Origin of the sequence: Nocardioides sp. NPDC006273 (assembly GCF_040613495.1) — a bacterium.
Classification (GTDB): domain Bacteria; phylum Actinomycetota; class Actinomycetes; order Propionibacteriales; family Nocardioidaceae; genus Nocardioides.
Window position 1 is genome coordinate 71,670 of sequence record NZ_JBEXSD010000003.1, and the last position, 21,038, is coordinate 92,707.

Genomic DNA, 21,038 nt, shown 5'->3' on the forward strand with positions numbered 1-21,038 from the left:
TTTTGCAACGTCTGGCCACAATTAAGCCACAACATGCACGTTAAGGCAAATTCCAGGACGCGCGTCCCAGTTGAATTCGCGTCAGATGTGCGGTGCCAAGAGGACACCCAGGCGAGGGGCGACGTGCCGGACCCAGGACTCGGTCAGGTGTGAGGGGTCGTAGTAGGTGACCTTCTCCCCCACGACGAGCGGGCAGCGGTCCTCGGCGCACACGAAGCGCTGGGGGTCGACGTAAGCCGCCTTGGTGCCCTTCAGCGCCGCGCGCGTGATCTCGTTGCTGCTCGTCTCGCGGGAGTCGGGGTCGCTGAGGCAGGACCGCTGGTCGGCGTCGGGCGCGCTGATGCAGTCGGCGGGTTCGTGGTCGACGGCGGGCACGTCGCCGATGACGACCACCTTGCGGGAGATCTCTCGATAGGCCTTGGCCGTGCTGCGTACGGCCCGGGACCACTGCTCGTCACGGTCCATCCCGGCGTAGCTCTTGGGCATGAAGAGCTGGCCACGGGCGGTCGAGACGATCGCGTCGGGCTCGAGGCCCTCGAGACGCTCCGCCGACCAGTCCCGGAACTCGTCGCACTCGGCCTGGGTCATCTTCTTGCCCCGGTGCTGGACCGGGTAGGGGGCGCAGCCGACCTTCACCAACGGCACGACCCGGAAGCCGTTCTCGTTGCCGAGGTCGTCGAAGGCGGTCAGCCACATGCCGGCATGGGAGTCACCGACGACGGCGACGGTCTTCTTCGCGTCGGTGTCACCCAGGGTGCAGTCGGCGACCTGGGTGTCTCCGTAGTTCGCATAGCAGTCGTACGTCTTCTGCCAACGGTCGTCGGTGATCTCGGCGCCGAGCACGGCCGGCGGGATCGGGCCACCACGGTCGGCGATGTCGAGAGCCGCGCGGAGCTCGCGCTGCACCTGCGGCGGGCCGCCGGTCTCGGCGGCGGTGTCGGGGACCTCGTTGGCCGCGAACCACGCCTGCGCCTGGGCGGCGCGCTCCCTCTCGGCGTACGCGGCATAGCCGGTCGTCAACCAACCGCTGCCGACCGCGAGCACGAGCGCGACCGGCCACAGAACCAGCGAACGCAGCCCGTGCGAGAGCACCGGCACCTGCTTGTGCTGGAACGGGAGCTCGACGAAGCGGTGGCTCAGCACGGAGAGGAGCACCGCGACGGCGACCGCGACCGTCATCTCGAGCGCTTCGTTGCCGAGGCGGAGGAACTCTGGAGCGAGCACGATCAACGGCCAGTGCCACAGGTAGAGGGAGTAGGAGATGTCGCCGACGTACCTCAGCGGCTTGATCGCGAGGACCTTCGCGGTCGGGGCGTTCGCGCCCGAGGCGAGCAGCGCGACCGTGCCGAGGGTGGGCACCAGAGCCTGCCAGCCGGGGAACGGGGTCGCCTCGCTGAACGCCACCGTCGCGAACAGGATCGCCGCCGCTCCGCCGAGCCCGGCGACGATGCTCGCAGCGCCCTTGAGCCGGCCACCCCAGCAGGCCAGCAGCGCGCCGGCGGCGAGCTCGTAGGCGCGTGCCGGCGTGGAGAAGTACGCGGCGGTCGGGTTCTCGCCGGTGGCGTGGACCGACCAGGCCAGGCTGGCGACCGCGATCGCCGCAGCGACGATCGTGAAGCCCTTGCGGCCGAGCCTGGGGATGAGCAGGAGCGCCAGCACCGGCCAGACCAGGTAGAACTGCTCCTCCACCGACAGCGACCAGTAGTGCTGGAAGGGCGAGGGCTCGCTGGGCTGGAAGTACTGCACGCCCTCGGCCGCGAAGTGCACGTTGGCCAGGAAGAACGCCGCCCAGGTGCCGTCGGCGGCGGCGTCGGTGAGCCGGGTTGTGGGCAGCTGCCAGGCGGCGTACGCCAGGACCACGATGATCACGAGGGTCGCCGCCGGCAGGATCCGACGGGCGCGGCGCGCGTAGAACTGCGGGATGCTGACCGTTCCCGAGGTGTCGGCCTCGCGCAGCAGGAGGGTGGTGATCAGGAAGCCGGAGAGGACGAAGAAGACGTCGACTCCGACGAAGCCGCCCTCGGTGTGCGGGACGCCCGCATGGGCAGCGACGACCAGACCTACGGCAATGGCCCGGAGACCTTGGACATCTGTCCGCCATTGCTTGGCTGACATGTGGGGTGCACCTCGTGTGGGGGATCGACTGCGTCCATTGCTGGGTCCGTGTCGCGGAGGTACGCGAAACGGCGCTCGATGCTTTCACGGACGCTGGCGGCCCGCACATCGAGGGTCGCACCCTCGAGTGTTTGTCTAGCGGACTACTCGCCGATGAAGGACATCACGTGCTTGATCCGGGTGTAGTCCTCGAAACCGTAGACAGAAAGGTCCTTGCCGTAGCCGGAGTGCTTGAAGCCGCCGTGGGGCATCTCGGAGATGTAGGGGATGTGGGTGTTGATCCACACCACACCGAAGTCGAGGCGCTTGCTGACCCGCAGCGCGGTGCCGTGGTCCTTGGTCCAGACGCTCGACGCGAGGCCGTAGTCGACGTCGTTGGCCCACCGAAGCGCCTCGGCCTCGTCGGCGAAGCTCTGCACCGTGATCACCGGCCCGAAGATCTCCTGCTGGATCTGCTCGTCGTCCTGGCGGAGTCCGGCCAGGACCGTGGGCTGGAAGAAGTAGCCGTTCTCTCCGCCCACGATCCTCGCCGGTGCTCCGCCGGCCGCGATCGTGGCGTGGTCGGGGAGCCGGTCGACCATGCCCGCGACCCGGGCGAGCTGGCCGGGGTTGTTGAGGGCGCCGACGTCGCGGTTGTTCTCCGGGAGACCGACCGTGGTGTTGCGCGCCGCCTCGGCCAGGGCGGCGACGAACTCGTCGTGGACGCCCGCCTGCACCAGCACGCGGGTGGCGGCGGTGCAGTCCTGGCCGGCGTTGAAGTAGCCCGCCGCGGCGATGCCGGCGACCGCCTTGCCGATGTCGGCGTCGTCGAAGACGATCACGGGCGCCTTGCCGCCGAGCTCGAGGTGGACGCGCTTGAGGTCATGCGCCGCGGTCGCGGCGACCTCCATGCCGGCGCGCACCGAGCCGGTGATGGCGACCATCTGCGGGGTCTTGTGGCGGATCAGCGCGCGGCCGGTGTCACGGTCACCGGTGACGAGGTTGAGCACGCCGGGCGGCAGGAACTCCTGGGCCAGCTCGGCCAGCAGGGACGAGGCGGCCGGGGTGGTGTCGGAGGGCTTGAGCACGATCGTGTTGCCGGCCGCGAGGGCCGGGGCGATCTTCCACGACATCATCGCGAGCGGGTAGTTCCAGGGCGTGACCTGCCCGATCACGCCGATCGGCTCGCGCCGGATCCAGGAGGTGTGGTCGGCGAGGTACTCCCCCGCGCTCTTCCCCTCCAGCGTCCGGGCTGCGCCCGCGAAGAAGCGGAAGTGGTCGATCGTCGGCGGCAGCTCCTCGTCGAGGGTCAGCTGGTAGGGCTTGCCGGTGTCCTTGACCTCCACCGCGGTCAGCTCCTCGACCCGAGCCTCCATCGCGTCGGCGATCCGGAGCAGGGCCAGGCTGCGCTCCTGGGGTGTGGTCTCGCCCCAGGTCTCGAAGGCCGATGCGGCCGCGGCGTACGCCCTGTCGACGTCCTCCTCCCCCGACATCGGCGCCTGCGCGTAGACCTCGCCGGTGGCGGGGTCCACGACGTCGTACGTCGCGGCGTCGGCTGCCTCGCACAGCTCGCCGGCGATCACGTTCCTGAAGATCTTGTCGGCCATGGACAAGAGACTAACTCCTTTCCGTAACGCAGATGTGACAACCGAATCCGAAGTGATATTGCACCTAGGCTACGGATTCGCTTGCGAAAGCGCGATGTAATGGGTGACCATTGACGCATGACCGGCAGATACGAGCAGCTCCAGCGCGACGCCAAGGACCACCTCTGGATGCACTTCACACGGCATTCGAGCTACGCCGAGGCCGATGTGCCGATCATCGCCAGGGGCGAGGGCGCCTACATCTACGACATCGAGGGCAACCGCTACCTCGACGGTCTCGCGGGACTGTTCGTCACCCAGGTCGGCCATGGTCGCGCCGAGCTCGCCGACGCGGGCGCGGAGCAGGCGAAGCAGCTGGCCTTCCATCCGCTGTGGTCCTACGCGCACGAGCCGGCGATCGAGCTGGCCGCGCGGCTGGCCGCGCTCGCGCCCGGCGACCTGAACCGGGTCTTCTTCACGAACTCCGGCTCCGAGGCCGTCGAGACCGCGTGGAAACTCGCCAAGAACTACTTCAAGCTGCGTGGGAAGCCCGGCAAGCACAAGGTGATCGGGCGCAACATCGCCTACCACGGCACTACCCACGGGGCGCTGTCGATCACCGGTCTGGCTGACATCAAGGCGCCGTTCGAGCCGCTGGTCCCCTCGACCTTCCGGGTGCCGAACACCAACATCTACCGGGCCTCGGAGATCACCGGCGGGATGATGGACGGGAGCGACCCGGAGGCGTTCGGCCGCTGGTGCGCCGACCAGATCGAGTTCGTGATCCAGGCCGAGGGGCCCGACACGGTCGCCGCGGTCTTCCTGGAGCCGGTGCAGAACTCCGGCGGCTGCTTCCCACCTCCCCCGGGCTACTTCCAGCGGGTCCGGGAGATCTGCGATGCGTACGACGTCCTGCTCGTCTCCGACGAGGTCATCTGCGCCTACGGGCGGCTGGGCACGATGTTCGGCTGCGAACGGTTCGACTACATACCGGACATCATCACCTCGGCCAAGGGGCTGACCTCGGGATACGCGCCACTGGGGGCCGCGATCATCTCCGACCGGCTGATGGAGCCGTTCCTCTCCGGGGACCAGACCTTCTACCACGGCTACACCTTCGGCGGTCACCCCGTCTCCACCGCAGTGGCGCTGGCCAACCTGGACGTCTTCGAGGCCGAGGACCTGCTCGGCAACGTACGCCGCAACGAGGCCGCGTTCCTGGCCACGCTGTCGAAGCTGAAGGACCTGCCGGTCGTCGGTGACGTACGCGGCACCGGCTACTTCTACGGCATCGAGCTGGTCAAGGACCGCTCGACCAGGGAGACCTTCACGGCCGAGGAGTGCGAGCGGATCCTCTACGGCTACGTCTCCAAGGCACTGTGGTCCGAGGGCCTCTACTGCCGCGCCGACGACCGCGGCGAGCCCGTCATCCAGCTCTCCCCGCCGCTCACCGTGGGCCAGGCCGAGTTCGACGAGATGGAGCAGATCCTGCGCCGGGTGCTTGAGAAGGCCTCGACGATGCTCTGACCCGCTCCTGTGGGGTGGGTCAGCCGAGGACGCGGACCTCGCTGCCGAGAACGGCACCGTCCTGGAGGGTCAGGTGGTCGCCGGACCAGAATCGCCCCGGGTCGTAGTAGTTGGTGGGGCGCTCGTCGTCGAGCAGGCCCATCTCCTGGTAGGTGGCCGCAACGACCTCGGCGCAGAAGACCTGCTCGAGGCTGGCCTTGGAACGGACCCGGCCGCGAGCCCAGCGCCCGGCCAGGGCGGCGGTCGAGGGGAACGGGGTGCCGTCGAGACGCGCGATCGTCCTCAGCAGAGCATCCTCGCGCTTGCGGTCGACGTCGGCGGTGAGCTGACGCAGCCAGACCTGCTGCTCGTAGCGGCCAGCCCACTGCTCGACCGCGGCCCGCAGGTCGTGGAGCTGTACGCCGCGATGGTGGGTGCCGGTGTAGAGGTCCAGCAGCCCTTTGCCGAGCTCGGCATGCCACAGCAGCGGCGGCAGGTCGTCGAGCACCACCGCCATCCCGACATGGTTGACCGGCGCGTTGCTGAGCATCCGGATGGCACGGTCGGCGACCGAGCGCCCGCGGAAGAGCCACAGATCGCCGGTGCGGGTCTGGTCTACGGCGTCTTCGAGGGAGATAGTGGTGTCGTCAGACATCTGGAGCAGGGGGTCCTCATGGGTTTCGGTAGTGCACGCGTGTGGAAGATCGTCGGCCTCGCGGGCCTGGCCGGCGTCACCGCGACCGGTGCCATCATCGCGCGCAACCACCGTCAGCGTACGCAGCGCACGCCGGAGGAGATCCACGCCAAGCTTCGTGAGCGGGTTGCGGAGGCTTACGAGCATCCTGCGGCTTAGGTTCTCGCCGTCTTCTTGTCGAGACCTCTCTTGTTCGGTGGTCGAGCTTGTCGAGACCCTCTGTATCCGGTGGTCGAGCCTGTCGAGACCCCTGCCCCCGGTGGTCTAGCCTGTCGAGACCCCCTGCCCCCGGTGGTCGAGCCTGTCGAGACCCCCTGCCCCCGGTGGTCGAGCCTGTCGAGACCCCCTGCCGGAACGTCCCACCCGAAGGCTGGCGTGGGCCGCCGACCCGGGTGTGGCGCAGCGCATTCTCGCTTCGAAACGGTGGGGTGGGAGGGTGGCCCTTCGGGCCACTTACCATCCACAGGTTTGAGGCCCGTTCGCTCACCGCGAAAACAGTGTCTGACCTGCAAAGATAGGTAGATTCACGTCCCCTGGAGGAGTAGAATCAGACCCATCACGACACGCCTCTGAACACACTCGGAGAGGAGGGGCGGCGATGAGTCTCGAACCCGAGATCAACCACTGGGGCACCAACCCTCAGCACCCGATCGACGCAGAGCTCGCCGCCCTCGAATCCTCCCTCGACACCCTGCTCACCCGGGACCCCGCCTACTGGCGCACTGCGGAGAAGAAAGACCGGTTGAAGCGTCTGGAGATCATCCAGGCCAAACAAGTCGCGTTGAGACTCCGGGTCCTCGCTGTGTCCGGTGACATCGCTGAGGAGACCGGCGCGAAAGACGTCTCGGGGTGGATGTGGACCGAGCTCCTGGTCGACAAGAAGGTCGGACGTTCCGAGGTGAAGCTCGCCGCGGGGGTCGCGAGGTACGAGCTTGTTGCTGCCGGTCTGGCTGAGGGTGTGGTGTCCCCCGACAAGGCGAGGGTGATCGTCAAGGCCCTCGAGGCGGTCGAGGCCGACCCTGAGGCTAGTGCCGAGAGCCTGATCTTGGCGGAGAAGCTGTTGGTCGAGTACGCCACCGAGTGGACCGCGGCCAAGCTCGAGATCATCGGGAAGCGGATCCTGTTCGAGGTCGATCCCGAACGGTTCGAGGCCGCCGAAGCCAAAGCGCTGCAGCGGGAAGAGGAACGCGCCCAACGCCGCACGTTCTTCACCGCGCGTGCCAATGGCGACGGGACCGTGGACATCCACGCCCGGGTCTCGAACGCGGTCGGAATGAGGTTGCGCACCATCCTGGACTCGCTGGCCCAGCCCCGGAAGCTCTCAGCGGAGGACCGGGGCCGTAAAGCTCCTTATGACCGGCTGCTGGGCCAGGCCTTCGCCCGGATCATCGAGACCTACGACATCGACCAGCTGCCCCGCCACGGTGGCCACGCGACGACGGTGTTCGTCACCATGAGTGTCGAGGACCTCCGCAAGGATCTCGGCACCGCCGCTCTCGGGTTCGATGGCGACAAGATCACCGCTGCTGAGGCCCGCCGGATGGCGTGTAACGCCGACCTGATCCCGGTAGTGCTGGGCACAGGCTCTGAGATCCTCGACTTCGGTCGCACCACAAGGCTGGCCCATCCGGTCCAACACCGAGCACTCCGGTTACGAGACAAGTGCTGCCAAGCCGAGGACTGTGATGCCCCAGCGGCCTGGACCGAAGCCCATCATCTGAAACCGTGGTCTCAAGGCGGCCGAACCGATCTCGCCAATATGGTCTTGTTGTGTCCCAGTGATCATCGCCGGATTCATGACCCGAACTACGACTATGAGCGTCTTCCGGATGGACGGATCCGGTTCACCCGCCGCGTCTGACCTGGCTGCGGCCGGCTCCGGCCTACCCCGTCTGCTGGGGTCGACCTTGTGAAGGGTTTCACGAGCTCGGACCCTCTGTCATAGCCGACGACCCAGTGGCCTCCGGCAGGGCGCGGGTGCTCTCCCTTGTGAATGATTCACGAGGTGTCATCGTCTAGCGCAGCGCCCCCGCAGACCCTCCTCCTGCGAAGGCCGCCTGCCCCGGCCCCCAAGCCCGTACCCAACCCGAAATCGCTGCGCCAAACCCCGCCGCCGACCCGATAACCAGCCAAAATTCTCGCCGGATCACGGTGTCAAGGATCGCCGCAGGCGACCGGCGAAGCCGGCGGCCGAAGGCCGTCCTTTACTCCGGGATCCGGCGTGAACACCATCCAAAACGGGTCGGCGGCCCCAACCCAACAAAGACGACCAGCCCCGAGCGCCCCTCACCGAGACCCCCACCGAGCCCCCAGCCCTAAGAGTCGAACCCGAGCCCCAACCGATCCATCGTCCGCAAGAAGAGATCACGCCGACCCCCGTTGGCATCAGCCTTGCCGAGCGATCGGACCATCATCTGGATCCCGGCGTAGCGCGCCGGCTCGGGCGGGAACGGCAACGGCTTGGAGCGCACCATCTCCAGCGACGTACGCTCCGTCTGCTCGCCGCTGAGGAGGTCGAGCATCACCTGGGCGCCGAAACGGGTGGCACCTACGCCGAGACCTGTGTAGCCGAGGGCGTAGGCGACACGGCCGGCGTACGCCTTCCCGAAGAAGGCCGAGAAGCGGGTGCAGGTGTCGATCACGCCGGCCCAGCGGTGAGTGAAGCGCAGGCCCTCCAGCTGCGGGAAGGTCTCGAAGAAGTGGCTCGCGAGGCGGTCGTGGGTGGCCCCGGTCTCCAGCTCCGGCGAGATCTTCGAGCCGAAGTGGTAGATCGCGTCGTACCCGCCCCACAGGATCCGGTTGTCGCGGGTCAGGCGGTAGTAGTGGAAGTGGTTGGCGGAGTCGCTGACGCCCTGCCGGTTCGCCCAGCCGATGGCGGCCAGCTGCGCGGCGGAGAGCGGCTCGGTCATGAGTACGTAGTCGTAGACCGGCACCGTCATCATCCGTAGTCGCCGCAGCAACGGCGGGAAGGCGTTGGTCGCCAGCGCGACACGACCGGCGCGCACCGATCCCATGATCGTCGACGCCTTCATCCCAGCCCCATCGCTGGCGAGACCGGTGACCGCAGAACCCTCGTGGATCACCACCCCCGCGTCCAGACAGGCCTGCCGCAAACCCCAGGCCAGCCGCGCCGGCTCGACGGTCGCGGTGTCCCCGAGCACCTCGAGGCCGCCGAGGTAGGTCGGCGATCGGAGCTCGCCCCGCACTGCGGTCTCGTCCAGCAGCCGGTGCTTGATGCCGTGCTCGGTCAGCGCGGCCGACCACTCCGCGAGGTCATCGACCTCGTGCGGGCGGGTGGCGACGTTCAGCGCACCGGTCATCTGCCAGTCGCAGTCGATGCCGTGCTCCTCGATGGTCGCGGCCATCTCAGCCAGGTTGTCCTGACCGAGCCGGTCCAGCGTCGCGAGCTCGTCTGGCCAGCGCTCCAGGCCATTCCAGAAGCCGTGCGTCAGGGATGCCTCAGCGAAGCCGCCGTTGCGGCCCGAGGCCTGGTCGCCGCACTGCCCGGCCTCGAGGACCATGACCGACCACGACGGAAACCGCATCCGGGCCAGCAGCGCCGTCCACAGTCCCGAGTAGCCGCCGCCGACGACCACCAGATCGGCTTCGGCCACCCCGAGCAGCGGCGGCAGCGGCGCGGGTCTGGTGGGGTCGTCCAGCCAGTAGACGGCCGGCTTGGCATCGGTCAGCGACACGTGGCTCACCTCGCCAACTATGGCAAGTCTGCACGCCTCAAACCAGCCCAAAGTACGGAATCACGGAAATACTTCGTTACACACGACGGATTTCGTTGCAACTGGCCAGCGGCAAAAGGTTGACTGGCCCCATGACTCGCAAGCACAACGGGGGCGCTCACCTCGATGACGTCAACAAGCTGATCATCGAGCAGCTCCAGCAGGATGGCCGCCGCAGCTACGCCGCGATCGGCAAGGAGGTCGGTCTGAGCGAGGCCGCGGTGCGACAGCGCGTACAGCGCCTCGTCGACAGTGGCGTCATGCAGGTCGTCGCGGTCACCGACCCGCTCGAGCTCGGCTTCGCGCGGCAGGCGATGATCGGCGTACGCACGTCCGGGCCGGTCGAGGGGATCGCCGACGAGCTCGGCAAGCTCGACGAGGTCGACTACATCGTCATCACCGCCGGCTCCTACGACCTGCTCGTGGAGGTCGTCGCCGAGAGCGACGAGGCCCTCCTCAATCTCATCTCCAGCAAGATCCGCGCCATCGAGGGCGTGGTGAGCACCGAGACGTTCATGTACCTCCACCTCCACAAGCAGACCTACGCCTGGGGTGTCAGGTGAGCCGGGACGGCTACGCCGACATCAGCCTGTGGCACGAGACCGCGGGCGACTCCTGGGAGCCCCGCCCGGCGCTGATGGGCGACGTCGAGGTGGACGTCGCGATCGTCGGCGCCGGCTACACCGGGCTGTGGACTGCCTACTACCTGACCGAGGCCAGGCCGGACCTGAGGATCGCGATCCTCGAGGCCGAGGTCGCCGGGTTCGGGGCGTCGGGCCGCAACGGCGGCTGGTGCTCGGCGCTCTTCCCCGCCTCGCTCGACAAGGTCGCGGCGGCCTCGAGCCGGGAGGCAGCGCTCGCCCAGGACGGGGCCATGCGTGCCACCGTCGACGAGGTGATCCGGGTCGCCGAGGCAGAGGGCATCGAGGCCGACATCGCCAAGGGCGGCACGATCACCGTGGCCCGTACGCAGGCCCAGCTCGAGCGCGCGAGGGCCGAGGTCGAGCACGCCAGGTCCTGGGGTCTCGGCGAGGCCGAGCTCGCCCTCCTGGACCGTGCTGGCGCCGAGGAGCGCCTCGCCGCGACCGGCACCCTGGGCGGGACCTACACCCCCGACTGCGCCTCGATCCATCCGGCAAAGCTCGTGCGTGGCCTGGCCCGTGTCGTCGAGAGCCGCGGCGTGACGATCTACGAGCAGACCCGAGCCACCGCGATCGAGCCCCACCGGGTGCTGGTCGAGCACAGTCTGGTCCAGCACAGCCCCACCGAGCGCGACGTGGTCACCGCAGACGTCGTCGTACGCGCCACCGAGGGCTACACCCCGACGCTGGCCGGCCTGGAGCGCGAGATCATCCCGGTGCGATCCCTCATCATCGCCACCGAGCCGCTCTCCGACCTGGTCTGGTCGAGCATCGGCCTGGAGGAGCGCGAGACCTTCTCCGACGGCCGGCACCTGCTGATCTACGGGCAGCGCACCGCGGACGACCGGCTGGTCTTCGGCGGGCGCGGCGCCCCGTACTCCTTCGGGTCGAGGATCACCCACGCGGACGCCTCCGACCTGCGCACCCACCGCCGCCTGTTGGCGACCCTGATCGAGATGTTCCCGGCCGTACGCGGCCATCAGGTCACCCACCGCTGGGGTGGTGTCCTCGGCATCCCGCGAGACTGGCACGCCTCGGTCGGCTACGACCCGGTCAGCGGCCTCGCGCACGCCGGCGGCTACGTAGGCGACGGCGTCGCCACCACCAACCTCGCCGGACGTACGCTGCGAGACCTGATCCTCGGCGCCCCCTCCGACCTCACCGCGCTCCCCTGGGTCGGGCACGTCTCACCACGCTGGGAGCCCGAGCCGCTGCGCTGGCTCGGCGTCAACGCCGGGCTGCGCGCGATGACCATGGCGGACGCGGAGGAGTCCGCGACCGGCAGGGGCTCCCTGGTCGCCCGCGCCGTAGCTCCGCTGGTCGGCGGCCACTGACTCGCGAGCGGTCTCCGCCGCCACAGGTCACGAATAAACCTGTTGCACTCGCCGGTCGCGGTCCTCTACCATGGAGCGCGACCGGCGTTCCTCGTCCATGAGGCGCCCTTGATCGAGAGGAGCAGACCATGACTGTCGTTGTCCTGTGCCTGCCCACAGACCACATCTCTCGTATCAGGAGCACCCGTAGTGACTCAGGAGAACCTCTCCGCTGATCCCGCCGTATCCGACTCTCTGGCGGGAATCGACCCCAACTTCGTCTTCGACTTCCAGGCCTACGACGACGACCTGGATGACGGACAACGCTGGTCCACCTGGCTCTCCGTCGAGCCACTCTCCCGTGGACCGGAGCCGCGCCCGGACTGGGTGGTGACCTCTCAGGGCGCCATCGACACCGATCTCGGCGTCCTCAAGACCGGCAAGGAAGCAGACGCCTTCCTGATCGTGCGGGCCGACCCGCTGGTCCCCGAGCACGAGGCGCTGATGGTCGCCAAGCGCTACCGCGACACCGACCATCGCACCTTCCACCGGGCCGCGTCCTACACCGAGGGCCGCTCCGTCAAGCGATCCCGAGACGAGCGCGCCCTGAAGAAGGGCTCGACCTTCGGCCGCGAGGTCGCCAAGGCCGAGTGGGCAAACGCCGAGTGGAATGCGCTCGTACGCTGCTGGAATCTCGGTCTTCCGGTCCCCTATCCCGTGCAGATCGACGGGACCGAGATCCTGATGGAGTGGATCGCGGTCGAGGACGAGCTCGGGGAGCTCGAGACGGCGCCCCGGCTCGCCCAGACCCGGCCGGAGCGCCACGTCCTGGAGATGTGGTGGGACGGGCTGGTCGACTCGCTGGCCACGATGGTGCAGGCGGGGATGGTCCACGGCGACCTCTCCCCCTACAACATCCTCGCCCAGGACGACCGGCTCGTCATCATCGACCTCCCCCAGATCATCGACCTGGTCGGCAACCCCCTGGGTTTCGACTTCCTGCTCCGCGACATCGCCAATGTCGCGAAGTGGTTCCAGGCCAGAGGCCTGGAGGTGGATGAGCAGGAGGTCTACGCCGACCTGATGGCCCACGCCTTCTGAGCCCGCCGTGTGCTGCCAGGGGTGCGCTATGGCGCACGTCTGGCAGCACATCGCGATGGTTCAGGCCAAGGAGCAGACCTTGGGGGCTCCCTCGAAGTCGAGATCACCCGAGATCAGGTCGCCGAAGAGCTGCGTTCTCATCGTGACGCCCGAGGGGTGCTCCAGGTCGGCGGAGTCGAAGTCGCGGTTGACACCGGAGACCATGCCGTTCAGATTCTCCCGCTTGCTGATCCGCCATCCGTGGTCGGCGAGGTAGTCGAGGATCTCGACATATCCGGCAGCTCCCGCCTCGCTCACCTCGTCGAAGGCAACCTCCTCGGTCGCCTCCCACACGAACGAGGCACCAACCTGGACCAGATGGTGGTCCGACTCGTCGACGCCGCATCCATCCACCGCGGCAACCTCCGGCCAGCGGAGCCCGTCGGGCGTCGGGATGGAGTTGATCTGCTCGAGGTGAGGTTCGAGCTTGTCACGCCAGACCTCGAGCGCCCTCCGGTCCGTGACGACCGCGCGCTCCGCTTGTCTGCTCTCATCCACGCTCGCCCGGATGGCAAGCCCTGCGAGCAGCAGGAGGGTGCAGAAGATCGCGATGCCGATCCCCACTTCCGCGAGTACGCTGCGCGCCGCCACCGCGCGAAGAAAGCGCATCTAGCGGGCCAGGCCGCGCATCAGGGTCTCGACGACGTCGCGCACCATCCCCTGTGACTGCTCGGGTGTCACGAACCCGGAGCCGACGAAGGTGGCCAGCCCCTGGAGCGCCGCCAGGACGGTGACCCCGATGACCTCGGGGTCACCGTCGGCGACCTCACCACGGACCTGGCCGTCGGCGAGCAGGGCGGTGGGGTGGGCGAAGGCCGCGGCGACGGCCTCGGCGATCTCGGCGCCGGCAGTCTCGCTGTGCTTGCGCGCGAACATCACCGAGAGCAGCGCCGGATTGTCGGTGGCGAAGTCGAGGTAGGCCGAGGCGAAGGCGACCAGGTCGTCGGTCAGCGAGCCGCGGGTGGCCAACGCGGCGTCCATCACCTCGCCCAGCCGACGGAACCCGGCGATCGCGAGTGCGTCGAAGAGCGCGTTCTTGTCGCGGAAGTGGGCGCTCGGCGCGGCGTGGCTCACGCCCAGATCGCGGGCGATGCCGCGTAGCGAGAGCGCATCGGTGCCCGACTCGCGCAGCACCTCCTCCGCGCGGCGGAGCACCGCGGCGCGCAGGTCGCCGTGGTGGTAGCGGGGCATCGTCTCGGTCATCAGAAGACACCTTATCGAGATTTCCGCGATATTGGCATTGTCAAGATTCTTGTCAGCGTCTAGATTGAAGCCATGACCGAACAGAAGTGGACATCCGACCAGCTGCCGTCCTTCGAGGGCCGCACCGTGATCGTCACCGGCGCGACCAGCGGTCTGGGCCGCATCGTCGCCACCGAGCTCAGCGCGAAGGGGGCTCGCGTCGTCCTGGCCGTACGCAACGTCGCCGCCGGCGAGGAGGTGGCCGCCACGATCGGGGGCAAGACCGAGGTGCGGTCGCTCGACCTCGCCGACCTGAGCTCGGTGCGACAGTTCGCCGACGCGTGGGGCGGGACGATCGACGTACTCATCAACAACGCCGGGATCATGATGGTGCCGAAGCGCCTCACGACCGACGGCTACGAGAGTCAGCTCGCCACCAACCACCTGGGGCACTTCGCGCTCACCAACCTGCTGCTCCCCCACATCACCGACCGCGTCATCACGGTCGCCTCCTCGGCCCACCGTTGGGGTGGCTTCGACCTCGACGACCTCAACTGGGAGCGGCGCGACTACCAGCCGCAGAAGGCCTACGGGCAGTCGAAGATCTCCAACCTGCTCTTCACCCTCGAGCTCCAGAGACGTCTGGAGGGCACCGGGCTCCGGGCGTACGCCGCCCACCCGGGCTACGCCGCGACGAACCTGCAGAGCCACACGGGCAACGCCCTCAAGCACGCCCTCATGGCGATCGGCAACCGGGTCGTCGCGCAGTCCGCGGAGGCAGGCGCCCTCCCGACCCTGTACGCAGCCAGCCAGGACCTCCCGACAGGAAGCTACGTCGGACCGGACGGGCTCGGCGAGTACCGCGGGAGCCCGACGCTCGTCGGGCGCACGGCGATCGCCTCCGACCCGGACCTCGCCCGCAGGCTGTGGACCGAGTCCGAGGCCATGACCGGAGTCTCCTGGCCACTGTGAGTCGGTAGGTTTCTCGGTATGAAGCATCACCGAGGACGGCATGTCGACATCGAGTCGGTGGAGGAGCTCGACGGGCATCTGGCCGCAGGAGCGGGGAGCCTGAGGGGCTGGCGGCTGCGGTCACTGGACCTGAGCTCGCGTTCCACCGCCCTGCGGGAGAGCGAGCTCGCCGGGGCGACGTTCCTGGGATGCAGGTTCGCACCCGGGGACGGGGCCTACGCCGAGGACGAGGGCGCGCTGGTGATGCCGGTGATCTCGGAGGCGCCGGTCGACACCTACCGCTCCCGGCTCTACACCGCCGAGGAGCTCTACGACGATCCCGTCTATGCGCGAAGCCTGGATGCGAAGGCGTACGCCTGGTTGCAGCGGCCGCTCGATGCCGACGACGAGCTCGCGATCACCCTTCACGACCACGCGATCGACGTCGCACTGGAGGCGTGGGTGCGCGCGCGACGCGACGAGGGAACCCGGATCGTCGGGATGATGGGCGGGCACGCGCTGCAGCGGGGCGAGGACGGCTACACGACCGCCGCCCACCTGGGCAAGCAGCTGGCGAGCCACTACGTGGTCGCCACCGGCGGCGGCCCGGGAGCGATGGAGGCCGCCAACCTCGGGGCCTTCCTCGCCGGAGCACCGAAGACGACGCTGGAGAACGCGCTCGAGTCGCTGGCCACGGTGCCGTCGTTCCGGCCGTCCATCCGGGCCTGGGCTCAGGTCGCCCTCGGCGTACGCGACGAGGGCGCGGGCCGACCCGGGAGATCGCTGGGGATCCCGACCTGGCACTACGGACACGAGCCGCCCAACGTGTTCGCCGGAGCGATCGCGAAGTACTTCCGCAACGCTACCCGCGAGGCGGTCCTGCTGGAGGTCTGCGACGGCGGGATCGTCTTCCTGCCGGGCGCCGGCGGCACCGTCCAGGAGATCTTCCAGGACGCCTGCGAGAACTACTACGCCGATGCGAGCGCGATCGCGCCGATGGTGCTCGTCGGACGGCGCTACTGGACCGAGACGCTGCCGGTCTGGCCGCTGTTGCAGGCGCTCGCACGCGGGCGCGCGATGGAACAGTACGTCCACCTCGTCGACACCGCCGAGGAGGTGGCCGACGTCATCGCTGCCGGCGTGCCCGGATGACGTCGCGGTAGTGGTCGACCAGGGCCGCGTTCACCGAGCCCCAGGACTTGTGCGCGACGCTCTTGCGGGCCTCGCGTCCCATCCGCAGCCGCAGCTGCGGGTCGTTGTGGAGCAGCGCGACGTGGGAGCCGAGATCGTCGCGGCTGCCAGGCTCGTAGAAGAACCCGGTGACGCCGTCGGCGACCAGGTCCAACGGCCCGCCGGACCGCGGCGCGACCACCGGGACCCCGGACGCGAGCGCCTCCTGGACCGCCTGGCAGAACGTCTCGTGGGAGCCGGTGTGCGCGAAGATGTCGAGCGAGGCGTACGCAGCTCCGAGCTCCTCCCCCTGGAGCACGCCCATGAAGGTGGCGTCCGGGAGCAGCTGGCGCAGCTCGCGCTCCTGCGGGCCGCCGCCGACGAGGACGACCTTGTACACCGGGTTGCGGGCCAGCGCGGCGAGCAGGTGCAGCTCCTTCTCCTGAGCCAACCGGCCGACGTACCCGACGATCGTCTCCCCGTTCGGCGCGAGCTCCGCGCGCAGGTCGTGGTCGATGCGGCTGGGGTGGAACAGCTCGACGTCGACACCTCGGGGCCACAGGCCCGTACGCTGCACGCCGAGGCCCTCGAGCTGGGTGAGGGCCGACGAGCTCGGCGCCAGGGTGCGGTCGGCGGCCGAGTGGGCCTGGCGGGTGAGCATCGCGGCCGCCTGGGGACCCCCGACGGCCTTGTACTTGTCCCAGAAGCCCACCAGATCGGTCTGGTAGATCGCCACGCTCGGGATGCCGAGCTCCTTGGCGACCAGCACCGCCTGCCGACCGAGCAGTGCCGGTGAGGCGACGTGGACGACGTCGGGGCTGAACCGGCGCATCACCGCGCGCAGCTTACGTCGCGTCTCGAGACCGACGCGGAAGTCCTTGTAGACCCAGAACGTCGCACCCCGGGTCCGGGTCACCGGGAAACCGGCGTACTCGGCGGGCCCGGTTGGCGCCACGACCTCGACGGTATGGCCGTCGATCGCGAGGTGCTCCAGCACGCGGCGTACGGAGTTCGTCACGCCGTTGACCTGGGGCAGGAACGACTCCGTGACGATGAGGACGCGGAGCGGCTCTGAGTTGGCGGCGACCAGTGGGACCCGATCGAGGCTGATGCTCATGTTTCTGATCGTGAGCGTCCTGCGGCAACGTGATCCCCGACTTGGTTGACCGGTCGGTGAACCTCCCGTGGCCAGAACTCTGTTTCGGGTGACAGGTAGTCCGCCCGGTGTCATCAGCGGAAACGACGCATGACTCTCAAAAATCTGTCACCGGGCCGTGGCCGGTCGACAGAAGTCGGTGAGCAGACGTTCCTAGGCTCGCGGCGTTGGGCTGGCCCGGGCTACTCGGGGCAGCGTGTCGGAGCCGGCGGCCGCGCAGGGGGTTGCCGCCGGCCCGCTCATTTTGCCACGATCGCGGTATGGCCACCGATGAGGAGCACATCCGGCCCGAAGGCGTCGACGACCTCACCGTCGAGGCGCTCGGCGCCATCAGCGAGGCACTCGAAGCGATCGAGATCGCCCGTGGTCATCTGTACGCGCTGCATCGCATCACCGGCACGGCCGACCTCACCCTCGGCAAGGGTGTCAAGCAGCTGCGCGAGGCCGGCCACACCGAGCTGGCGGACAGGTTCGAGCGCGAGCTCGTCGGACGCAACGTGCTCTACGGCAGATGGACGTTCCAGATCGTCGAGGAGTACGACGACGGCTACTACGCCACCTTCAAGCGGCTGGAGAAGGAGGCTCGCGACGCTCTCGTCGAGGGCAAGCGGCACCTCTACGAGTCGGAGATGAAGGAAGACCGCCGCACCCAGGGCCGACACGGCCACGAGCACCGGCCCGCGCCAGGGGCTTGAACCGGGCTAGGACACCGACTGGGCGGCGAGCTGGCCGCAGGCACCGTCGATCTCGCGGCCGCGGGTGTCGCGGACGGTGGTGGAGATGCCCTTCGCCTCGAGGCGGCGTACGAACTCGCGCTCGTCGGCCGGGTCGCTCGCGGTCCACTTCGAACCCGGGGTCGGGTTGAGGGGGATCAGGTTGACGTGGACCCAGCCCCAGTCGCCGTAGGAGTTGAGTACGTCGGCGAGGAGGTCGGCGCGCCAGGCCTGGTCGTTGATGCCGCGCATCATCGCGTACTCGATGCTGACCCGGCGCTTCGTGACGCGGGCGTAGTTCCAGGCGGCGTCGACGGTCTCGGCGACCGAGAAGCGGGTGTTGATCGGGACCAGCTCGTTGCGCAGCTCGTCATCGGGGGCGTGCAGCGAGAGGGCGAGGGTGACCGGGATGCCCTCCTCGGTGAGCTGCTTGATCCGCGGCACGAGCCCGACGGTGGAGACGGTGACGTGTCGGGCGGAGAGGCCCAGGCCCTCGGGGGCCGGGGAGGTGAGACGGCGGACCGCGCCCATCAGGGCCTTGTAGTTGGCCATCGGCTCGCCCATGCCCATGAAGACCACGTTGGAGAGACGGCCCGGGCCGCCGGGGACCTCGCCGCTGGCCATCTGCCGGGCCGCGACGACGACCTGGTGGACGATCTCGGCGGTCGACATGTTGCGCTCGAGGCCGCCCTGGCCGGTGGCGCAGAACGGGCAGGCCATGCCGCAGCCGGCCTGCGAGGAGATGCAGACCGTGGCGCGGTCGGTGTAGCGCATCAGGACCGACTCGACCAGCGCACCGTCGAAGAGCTTCCACAGCGTCTTGCGGGTGGTGCCCTTGTCGGCCTCCTGCTGGCTGATCGGCGTCATCAGATCGGGCAGGAAGGTGTCGACAAGCTCCTGGCGCTGGTTCGCGGGCAGGTCGGTCATCTTCTCCGGGTCGTCGACCAGGCGCTCGAAGTAGTGCACCGAGAGCTGCTTGGCCCGGAACGCCGGAAGTCCAGCCTCCTTCGCCGCGTCCTGGCGGCCGGCCAGGTCGAGGTCGGCCAGGTGGCGCGGCGGCTTGCCGCGTCCCTTCGGCGGCGCCATCACCAGCGGCAGGCGGCGCCCCTCCATCGCGGCGGCCTCGGCCTCGGGGCTGTGCGGGGCCGGTACGGTCACAGGGTCGGGCTCGGTCACCGCTCCAGTGTCCCACCGGGGTGCGGCGTACGGCTAACCCTCGATCCGCTCCGCCCGGTCAGCCCGTCTTCAGCAGGATCCAGAAGACCAGGGCGCCGACGCCCACGACCACCAGCACGGTCAGGATGATCCCCAGCCAGACGAACTGGGCCAGTCGGCGGGTCTTGCGCGGGATGAGCAGGGCAAGCGGCAGGAGCAGGGTCAGCGCCACCCACGGGAACAGCTCCTCGGCCCGCTCCGGTCCGGCCACCCACGTCAGCAGGGCACCCCAGGTGCCCGGCACCAGGATCGCGTAGGCCAGGCCGATGTAGAAGCCGACCAGGGCAGCCACGGTGGGATGCGAGTCGTGCAGCCATGCCCACAGCCCACCCGACCCCGAGGGCTTCTCCTCAGGGTCGTGATCTGCCTCGACGTCTGGATCGGAGTCCACGTCGAGATCCGTGGGCCGCTGGGTCACCCTTCAACCGTAACGCTCGACCCCGTGCCCGTTGGGTAAAGAATCGCAGGAGTGCTGGATCTCAGACCTGGATGAGGTCAGGCATGCCGAGCGCCCGCCATCGCACCAGGTCGGGAGGCTGGCCGGTGAGCTCGCTCGCCAGGACGGTCCAGGCAGTCCCGTGGCCGACGAGCACGACGTCCTCGCCCGCATGCGCCGACAGGATCCCGGACGCGGCCTTCGTCACCCGTGCGCGACAAGCCGCGAGCGGCTCCCAGCTCTCGTACGCAGGGACTGACGGCTCCTCGAAAGCCTTCTCGACCGTGGTCTGGAAGTCCTCCACCCAGGCTTCTCCGCGGATGTGCTCGCGCAGCGCGTCCACCACGCCGACGTCGCCATCGGTGAGCAGCTGAGCGGTCTGCTGCGCCTTCGGCTCGGGCGAGGAGTACCACGTGGCGCCGGCCGGGAGCCGGTCTCGCAAGGCCCAGACGTCGTCGAAGCCGGCCGGGTCGAGCTCCCAGTGCTCCGCGGCGACGCCCGGGACGATCGTCGGGCGCCCGTGGCGTACGAGGAAGAGCATCAGAAGACGGCGTAGTGGAGGATCAGCCAGACCGGGGCGACAGTGGCCAGCAGCGAGTCGAGGCGGTCCATCAGACCGCCGTGGCCCGGGACGATCTGGCTCATGTCCTTGACGCCGAGGTCGCGCTTGATGACCGACTCGACCAGGTCGCCGAGAACGGCCATCACACAGACGACCAGGCCCAGGGCGACGCCGATCCACCAGGCTCCGTCGAGCAGCCACACGACCAGGACGACGCCGGCGGCCACGGTGAAGACCATGGATCCGGCGAAGCCCTCCCACGACTTCTTCGGCGAGATCACCGGAGCCATCGGGTGCTTGCCGAAGAGGACGCCGGCGACGTAGCCGCCGATGTCGGACATGATCGTGAGCAGAACCCAGACGATGATGCCGCGTACGCCGTCGTCCGAGAGCCCGCCCGACGTCCAGCCGCCGCCCTCGCCGAGCATGAGCCCGACGAACGAGCCCAGGAACGGCAGGTAGAACAGCGTGAGGACGGCCGCGCCAGACGTGCGTACGTAGCCGTCGACGCCGCGCCGCAGGACCCACAGCATGATCACCAGAGCCGAGACCGCGGTGGCGGTCACGAGCGCGTCGGCGCCGAGGAAGTAGGCGACCAGGACCATCACCGTGCCGCCGATCATCAGCGGCTGCTCGGGGACGTCCATGTCCTTGGCCATCAGGCCCCGGTGGAGCTCCCAGACCGCGGCCACGACACAGCCGACGACGATCAGCATGAACGCCGTCTTCACGAACAACAGGCTCAGCGCGATCGCGACCAGGAGGACGACGGCGGAGCCGACCGCGGCGGGCAGGTTGCGGCCGGCGCGGCCGTAGTCCTTCTTCGGCGGCTCAGGGGCCGGGGAAGAGGGCTGCGGCGTCTGGGTCATGGGAAGCTCAGTCATTCGTCCGTGGGTGGTAGGCCAGCAGTAGGCCAGCAGTCTGGGGCCTCAGATCTCGGCGAGA

Annotated in this window: 20 protein-coding genes; 9 read left to right on the top strand and 11 right to left on the bottom strand. The window is 68.8% G+C overall.

Annotated elements, in window-relative coordinates; genetic code table 11:
* Positions 1-81: 81 nt before the first annotated feature.
* Together ABZZ22_RS02330 and ABZZ22_RS02335 are read right to left on the bottom strand one after the other, a co-directional pair.
* Complete coding sequence (locus ABZZ22_RS02330) at positions 82-2,115, bottom strand: acyltransferase family protein (RefSeq protein WP_354926403.1); 2,034 nt, start codon at positions 2,113-2,115, stop codon at positions 82-84.
* Positions 2,116-2,258: 143 nt separating this feature from the next.
* The gene (locus ABZZ22_RS02335; RefSeq protein ID WP_354926405.1) at positions 2,259-3,701 is read right to left on the bottom strand and encodes a gamma-aminobutyraldehyde dehydrogenase; all 1,443 of its coding nucleotides are present in this window, start codon (positions 3,699-3,701) and stop codon (positions 2,259-2,261) included.
* Between the two features lie 117 nt (positions 3,702-3,818).
* On the opposite strand from ABZZ22_RS02335, the gene ABZZ22_RS02340 reads away from it, so the two are divergent.
* A complete protein-coding gene (locus tag ABZZ22_RS02340; RefSeq protein ID WP_354926407.1) occupies positions 3,819-5,207 on the top strand; it encodes an aspartate aminotransferase family protein in 1,389 nt (462 codons plus the stop codon).
* A gap of 19 nt (positions 5,208-5,226) precedes the next feature.
* Here the strand turns inward: ABZZ22_RS02340 and ABZZ22_RS02345 are convergent, their stop codons facing one another.
* Entirely contained in the window at positions 5,227-5,841 is a 615-nt protein-coding gene (locus ABZZ22_RS02345) for a hypothetical protein (RefSeq protein WP_354926409.1), read from the bottom strand.
* An 18-nt stretch (positions 5,842-5,859) separates the two neighbouring features.
* On the opposite strand from ABZZ22_RS02345, the gene ABZZ22_RS02350 reads away from it, so the two are divergent.
* The gene (locus ABZZ22_RS02350; protein ID WP_179657042.1) at positions 5,860-6,039 is read left to right on the top strand and encodes a hypothetical protein; all 180 of its coding nucleotides are present in this window, start codon (positions 5,860-5,862) and stop codon (positions 6,037-6,039) included.
* Between the two features lie 439 nt (positions 6,040-6,478).
* Complete coding sequence (locus ABZZ22_RS02355) at positions 6,479-7,741, top strand: DUF222 domain-containing protein (RefSeq protein WP_354926411.1); 1,263 nt, start codon at positions 6,479-6,481, stop codon at positions 7,739-7,741.
* Positions 7,742-8,195: 454 nt separating this feature from the next.
* Here ABZZ22_RS02355 and ABZZ22_RS02360 read toward each other — a convergent pair whose 3' ends face one another.
* The gene (locus tag ABZZ22_RS02360) at positions 8,196-9,575 is read right to left on the bottom strand and encodes an FAD-dependent oxidoreductase (RefSeq protein WP_354926413.1); all 1,380 of its coding nucleotides are present in this window, start codon (positions 9,573-9,575) and stop codon (positions 8,196-8,198) included.
* Positions 9,576-9,706: 131 nt separating this feature from the next.
* On the opposite strand from ABZZ22_RS02360, the gene ABZZ22_RS02365 reads away from it, so the two are divergent.
* The 3 genes from ABZZ22_RS02365 to ABZZ22_RS02375 all read left to right on the top strand — a co-directional run bounded on the left by ABZZ22_RS02365 (position 9,707) and on the right by ABZZ22_RS02375 (position 12,669).
* Positions 9,707-10,177, top strand: a complete 471-nt coding sequence (locus ABZZ22_RS02365; protein WP_354926415.1) for an Lrp/AsnC family transcriptional regulator — start codon at positions 9,707-9,709, stop codon at positions 10,175-10,177.
* Positions 10,174-11,589, top strand: coding sequence for an FAD-dependent oxidoreductase (locus tag ABZZ22_RS02370; RefSeq protein ID WP_354926417.1), 1,416 nt, complete (start codon positions 10,174-10,176; stop codon positions 11,587-11,589). The genes ABZZ22_RS02365 and ABZZ22_RS02370 overlap by 4 nt, the downstream gene beginning before the upstream one ends.
* A 189-nt stretch (positions 11,590-11,778) precedes the next feature.
* The gene (locus ABZZ22_RS02375; RefSeq protein ID WP_354926419.1) at positions 11,779-12,669 is read left to right on the top strand and encodes an RIO1 family regulatory kinase/ATPase; all 891 of its coding nucleotides are present in this window, start codon (positions 11,779-11,781) and stop codon (positions 12,667-12,669) included.
* A gap of 60 nt (positions 12,670-12,729) precedes the next feature.
* On the opposite strand, the gene ABZZ22_RS02380 is transcribed toward ABZZ22_RS02375, so the two are convergent.
* Positions 12,730-13,317 carry a hypothetical protein gene (locus tag ABZZ22_RS02380; protein WP_354926421.1) on the bottom strand — a complete coding sequence of 196 codons (588 nt, stop codon included), beginning with the start codon at positions 13,315-13,317 and terminating at the stop codon, positions 12,730-12,732.
* A complete protein-coding gene (locus ABZZ22_RS02385; RefSeq protein WP_354926423.1) occupies positions 13,318-13,911 on the bottom strand; it encodes a TetR/AcrR family transcriptional regulator in 594 nt (197 codons plus the stop codon).
* 72 nt (positions 13,912-13,983) lie between these two features.
* Here ABZZ22_RS02385 and ABZZ22_RS02390 point away from each other — a divergent pair, with 72 nt between their 5' ends.
* Both ABZZ22_RS02390 and ABZZ22_RS02395 read left to right on the top strand, forming a co-directional pair.
* Positions 13,984-14,862, top strand: a complete 879-nt coding sequence (locus ABZZ22_RS02390) for an oxidoreductase (protein WP_354926427.1) — start codon at positions 13,984-13,986, stop codon at positions 14,860-14,862.
* 18 nt (positions 14,863-14,880) lie between these two features.
* Positions 14,881-15,993, top strand: a complete 1,113-nt coding sequence (locus ABZZ22_RS02395; RefSeq protein WP_354926429.1) for a Rossmann fold nucleotide-binding protein — start codon at positions 14,881-14,883, stop codon at positions 15,991-15,993.
* On the opposite strand, the gene ABZZ22_RS02400 is transcribed toward ABZZ22_RS02395, so the two are convergent.
* Entirely contained in the window at positions 15,968-17,128 is a 1,161-nt protein-coding gene (locus ABZZ22_RS02400; RefSeq protein ID WP_354926431.1) for a glycosyltransferase family 1 protein, read from the bottom strand. The genes ABZZ22_RS02395 and ABZZ22_RS02400 overlap by 26 nt on opposite strands.
* A 299-nt stretch (positions 17,129-17,427) precedes the next feature.
* On the opposite strand from ABZZ22_RS02400, the gene ABZZ22_RS02405 reads away from it, so the two are divergent.
* Positions 17,428-17,862 carry a hypothetical protein gene (locus ABZZ22_RS02405; RefSeq protein WP_354926433.1) on the top strand — a complete coding sequence of 145 codons (435 nt, stop codon included), beginning with the start codon at positions 17,428-17,430 and terminating at the stop codon, positions 17,860-17,862.
* 6 nt (positions 17,863-17,868) lie between these two features.
* Here the strand turns inward: ABZZ22_RS02405 and rlmN are convergent, their stop codons facing one another.
* The 4 genes from rlmN to ABZZ22_RS02425 all read right to left on the bottom strand — a co-directional run bounded on the left by rlmN (position 17,869) and on the right by ABZZ22_RS02425 (position 20,977).
* A complete protein-coding gene (rlmN, locus tag ABZZ22_RS02410) occupies positions 17,869-18,993 on the bottom strand; it encodes a 23S rRNA (adenine(2503)-C(2))-methyltransferase RlmN (RefSeq protein ID WP_179661336.1) in 1,125 nt (374 codons plus the stop codon).
* 121 nt (positions 18,994-19,114) lie between these two features.
* The gene (locus tag ABZZ22_RS02415) at positions 19,115-19,513 is read right to left on the bottom strand and encodes a hypothetical protein (RefSeq protein ID WP_354926435.1); all 399 of its coding nucleotides are present in this window, start codon (positions 19,511-19,513) and stop codon (positions 19,115-19,117) included.
* Positions 19,514-19,574: 61 nt separating this feature from the next.
* Positions 19,575-20,072 (bottom strand): histidine phosphatase family protein, encoded by a 498-nt coding sequence (locus tag ABZZ22_RS02420; protein ID WP_354926437.1) that lies wholly within the window; start codon positions 20,070-20,072, stop codon positions 19,575-19,577.
* Positions 20,072-20,977 carry a phosphatidate cytidylyltransferase gene (locus ABZZ22_RS02425; RefSeq protein ID WP_354926439.1) on the bottom strand — a complete coding sequence of 302 codons (906 nt, stop codon included), beginning with the start codon at positions 20,975-20,977 and terminating at the stop codon, positions 20,072-20,074. Before ABZZ22_RS02425 ends, ABZZ22_RS02420 begins: the two co-directional genes overlap by 1 nt.
* Between the last annotated feature and the right edge of the window lie 61 nt (positions 20,978-21,038).

What these genes read in the sequence shown, in the direction of transcription:
- ABZZ22_RS02390 (WP_354926427.1), top strand. Translation starts at nt 13,984, where the DNA reads ATGACCGAACAGAAGTGGACATCCGACCAGCTGCCGTCCTTCGAGGGC.
- ABZZ22_RS02350 (WP_179657042.1), top strand. Translation starts at nt 5,860, where the DNA reads ATGGGTTTCGGTAGTGCACGCGTGTGGAAGATCGTCGGCCTCGCGGGC.
- ABZZ22_RS02380 (WP_354926421.1), bottom strand. Translation starts at nt 13,317, where the DNA reads ATGCGCTTTCTTCGCGCGGTGGCGGCGCGCAGCGTACTCGCGGAAGTG.
- ABZZ22_RS02385 (WP_354926423.1), bottom strand. Translation starts at nt 13,911, where the DNA reads ATGACCGAGACGATGCCCCGCTACCACCACGGCGACCTGCGCGCCGCG.
- ABZZ22_RS02400 (WP_354926431.1), bottom strand. Translation starts at nt 17,128, where the DNA reads ATGAGCATCAGCCTCGATCGGGTCCCACTGGTCGCCGCCAACTCAGAG.
- ABZZ22_RS02330 (WP_354926403.1), bottom strand. Translation starts at nt 2,115, where the DNA reads ATGTCAGCCAAGCAATGGCGGACAGATGTCCAAGGTCTCCGGGCCATT.
- ABZZ22_RS02395 (WP_354926429.1), top strand. Translation starts at nt 14,881, where the DNA reads ATGAAGCATCACCGAGGACGGCATGTCGACATCGAGTCGGTGGAGGAG.
- ABZZ22_RS02425 (WP_354926439.1), bottom strand. Translation starts at nt 20,977, where the DNA reads ATGACTGAGCTTCCCATGACCCAGACGCCGCAGCCCTCTTCCCCGGCC.
- ABZZ22_RS02355 (WP_354926411.1), top strand. Translation starts at nt 6,479, where the DNA reads ATGAGTCTCGAACCCGAGATCAACCACTGGGGCACCAACCCTCAGCAC.
- ABZZ22_RS02405 (WP_354926433.1), top strand. Translation starts at nt 17,428, where the DNA reads ATGGCCACCGATGAGGAGCACATCCGGCCCGAAGGCGTCGACGACCTC.
- ABZZ22_RS02420 (WP_354926437.1), bottom strand. Translation starts at nt 20,072, where the DNA reads ATGCTCTTCCTCGTACGCCACGGGCGCCCGACGATCGTCCCGGGCGTC.
- ABZZ22_RS02340 (WP_354926407.1), top strand. Translation starts at nt 3,819, where the DNA reads ATGACCGGCAGATACGAGCAGCTCCAGCGCGACGCCAAGGACCACCTC.
- ABZZ22_RS02365 (WP_354926415.1), top strand. Translation starts at nt 9,707, where the DNA reads ATGACTCGCAAGCACAACGGGGGCGCTCACCTCGATGACGTCAACAAG.
- ABZZ22_RS02345 (WP_354926409.1), bottom strand. Translation starts at nt 5,841, where the DNA reads ATGTCTGACGACACCACTATCTCCCTCGAAGACGCCGTAGACCAGACC.
- rlmN (WP_179661336.1), bottom strand. Translation starts at nt 18,993, where the DNA reads ATGGAGGGGCGCCGCCTGCCGCTGGTGATGGCGCCGCCGAAGGGACGC.
- ABZZ22_RS02335 (WP_354926405.1), bottom strand. Translation starts at nt 3,701, where the DNA reads ATGGCCGACAAGATCTTCAGGAACGTGATCGCCGGCGAGCTGTGCGAG.